We start from the raw sequence: 2,906 nt of genomic DNA, 5'->3' as shown, positions 1-2,906 counted from the left end.
ATACTGGCTTTACTAAAGCAGATGCGCTTCGCATTGCCGCCAAAGTACTGGACTCCGGCAAAGCGCTGACCACCATCTTTATCAGCCAAGCCGACCCTGATTACTACTTTGGTGCGGAAGTGCTGCACGGCATGTTCCCTGACGCAAGAGTGATCACCACACCGGCTGTGCGCGCCACCATTGCAGAAAAACTAGACGGAAAAATGGCATTTTGGACCCCAAAAATGGGTGACAATGCCCCGCAAAATCCCGTGGTGCCCGCAGCTTATACCCGTTCATCATTGACACTGGACGGCCGTAAGATTGAAATTCGCGGCGCGAAAGGCGAGTTGGCTCACCGTCCGTATCTTTGGATCCCAGCCAACAAGGCGATCCTGGGTAACGTCGCCGTGTATGGCAATGTTCACCTGTGGATGGCAGACGCACAATCTGATCACGCACGTGAAGGTTGGGCCGCACAACTACAAGAAATGGCAGCACTGAAACCTGAAATGGTGATCCCAGGCCATATGAAAGCAGGCACGGCACTAAACGCTGACACTATTACCTTTGCCCAGCAGTATTTGCAAGACTTTGCCGAGGCGAAAGCCAACAGCAAAGACAGTGCTGAGCTGATTAAAACCATGCAAGCGAAATATCCGAAAGCGGGTTTGCCGATGGCTTTGGAAATTGGTGCGAAAGTGCACATGGGAGAGATGGAATGGTAAACGTCCACTATATATTTGACCCAATGTGTGGCTGGTGCTTCGGCGCCGCCACCTTGATTGAAAGCCTGAGTAACAACCCTGAGATTAACTTGCAGCTTCATCCAGGTGGTATGCGTGAGCGTGCGCCGATTGAAGACAGCTTTCGTCAACACATTTTGAAGGCAGATCAAACCATTGCCGATCAAACCGGACAGACATTTGGTCAAGCCTATCTTGACCGCGTAGCAAGCGACCAGCCGGTAATTTTGGACTCCTTTATTACCGCGCAAGCTATTCTCGCTGCTCAGCAACTTGATAGTCAGGGCGCAGAGATGCTGAAACGCATCCAGCGTGGCCWTTATCAGCAAGGTCGCTCCGTCTATGATGCTGACACGCTCGCAGAGCTTGCCAGTGAGATGAGGATAGAGGCAGAGGCTTGGCAACAGGCGATGAATCGCGCCGAAAATGACGTGATGCCCGCGGTGAATCAAACCCGTCAATTGATGGCAGCGCATGGCTTGCGCGGTTTTCCATCCATGCTGGTGGAGCAAAACGGCCAATGGCAAGCCATCACAGTGAGCCAGTACTATCGGCGCCCAGACGCTTGGCAGGTACTCTGGCAAACGCTAACTCAGACATAAAGCAAACAAACGAAAACGGCGAGCACCAGGCTCGCCGTTTTTATTGCAATCATTGTATGCGTGCCATTTATTTGGGTGCAGTCAGCGGCACCGGCTTTTTGGGCTCAAAGCCTTCGATGATGCGACGTTCAAGTGGGTGCCCGAGACGTGCTTCAATCATACGCAAGTTTTTGGTGTTGTCTTTTGAGACCAATGAAATCGCTTCGCCTTGAGCACTGGCACGGCCGGTACGGCCAATCCGGTGTACGTACTCGTCGGCCGGAAAGGGTAGATCGTAATTGACCACGCGCTCAAGCGACTCAATATCAATGCCGCGTGCGGCGACACCGGTGGCAATTAAAAATTGGATGTCACCATTTTTAAAGTCTTCCAGCAATTGAGTCCGCACGGCTTGGCTGCGTYCACTATGAAACGCTTCAGCGGCAATGCCCCGTTTTTCCAGCTGGGTAGCGAGTTTGGCGGCGCCGTGTTTGGTTTCGATAAAAATTAACGCCTGCGTCCAGCCATTTTCTTTAATCAAATGGCTAAGCAGTGCGGATTTCTTATCTTTATCGACCGGAATACACCACTGAGTAATATTGTCTTTCGAGGCATCTCGTGCAGCAATACTGATTTCTTTGCCTTCATCACCAATGGTTGCTTTGGCCAGATCACGCACTTTATTAGACAAGGTGGCAGAAAACAGCAGGCATTGCGTGCTTGCCGGTAAGCGATCGAGAATGTTTTGAATTGCATCAATAAAGCCCATATCGAGCATACGATCGGCTTCATCCAGCACCAGCACTTCTACTTCATCTAGATAGACGGCACGTTGGCTGAGTAAATCGCGCAGGCGCCCTGGCGTGGCGACCAAAATGTCGACGCCCTCAATCAAGGCTTGCTTTTGTGCCTGCTCGTCCATGCCGCCAACCATCGCTAAGGTTTTAAGCGCGGTAAACTGCGTATCTTGGCGGGCGCTTTCGGCGACTTGCAAGGCCAACTCTCTTGTTGGAGCAATCACCAATGCGCGAGCGCGCTTTTTGCGTCCCGCTTCACCGGCACACAACTTATCGATAATGGGCCAGATAAAACTTGAGGTTTTCCCGGTACCTGTTTGCGCAGCGGCAATCAGATCATGGCCTTGTTGGATGATCGGAATGGCTTTGGCTTGAATTGGGGTGGGGATGGTATAGCCGCGTTGGGCAATGGCTTGGCAAAGCGGGGCGCTTAACCCCAGTTTTTTAAATGGCATGGCAAACTCAACAAACAATGAACGCGCGCCCACCCATAAAAAGGGTGGAGACACTGAATGGCGTGGAGTCTAGCACGAACCCCACATCCACACGACGTAAAATCTGCTGGTGTCCTGAGTGCAGTCTGTTTTAAGCCGCGTACTTTCTCAGCTCATGCGGGTAAATACGCATGCCGTTTAATGTATTCTCATACACAGCTTGCTCTCGGAGATAAGACCAAGCATGGGCTTCTGTCCCTGTTTGCGCCGCTAACCGGTCGATAACAGCATCAATGTGTCGACCTGCATAGTCTTTGTGAGGGGTAAACAGTTCCTTAATGGCTGATAACATAACACGCTCCTTATGTG

General features: G+C 51.5%; 4 protein-coding genes. 2 read left to right on the top strand and 2 right to left on the bottom strand.

What is annotated here, in order from left to right:
• Both BZG79_RS13615 and BZG79_RS13610 read left to right on the top strand, forming a co-directional pair.
• Positions 1-707 (top strand): MBL fold metallo-hydrolase (locus BZG79_RS13615; protein ID WP_077774668.1); only part of this gene is annotated, 707 nt, incomplete at its 5' end.
• Positions 701-1,327: a DsbA family protein gene (locus BZG79_RS13610; protein ID WP_077774667.1), complete on the top strand. Its 627-nt coding sequence runs from the start codon at positions 701-703 to the stop codon at positions 1,325-1,327. The genes BZG79_RS13615 and BZG79_RS13610, both read left to right, overlap by 7 nt.
• Before the next feature lie 67 nt (positions 1,328-1,394).
• On the opposite strand, the gene BZG79_RS13605 is transcribed toward BZG79_RS13610, so the two are convergent.
• Both BZG79_RS13605 and BZG79_RS13600 read right to left on the bottom strand, forming a co-directional pair.
• A complete protein-coding gene (locus BZG79_RS13605) occupies positions 1,395-2,558 on the bottom strand; it encodes a DEAD/DEAH box helicase (protein WP_077774669.1) in 1,164 nt (387 codons plus the stop codon).
• Between the two features lie 130 nt (positions 2,559-2,688).
• A partial coding sequence (locus tag BZG79_RS13600; RefSeq protein ID WP_242414197.1) for a hypothetical protein occupies positions 2,689-2,906 on the bottom strand: 218 nt, incomplete at its 5' end.

Origin of the sequence: Salinivibrio sp. MA427 (assembly GCF_001996115.1) — a bacterium.
GTDB classification, from domain to species: domain Bacteria; phylum Pseudomonadota; class Gammaproteobacteria; order Enterobacterales; family Vibrionaceae; genus Salinivibrio; species Salinivibrio costicola.
This window is presented reverse-complemented; position numbering and strand designations above follow the sequence as displayed.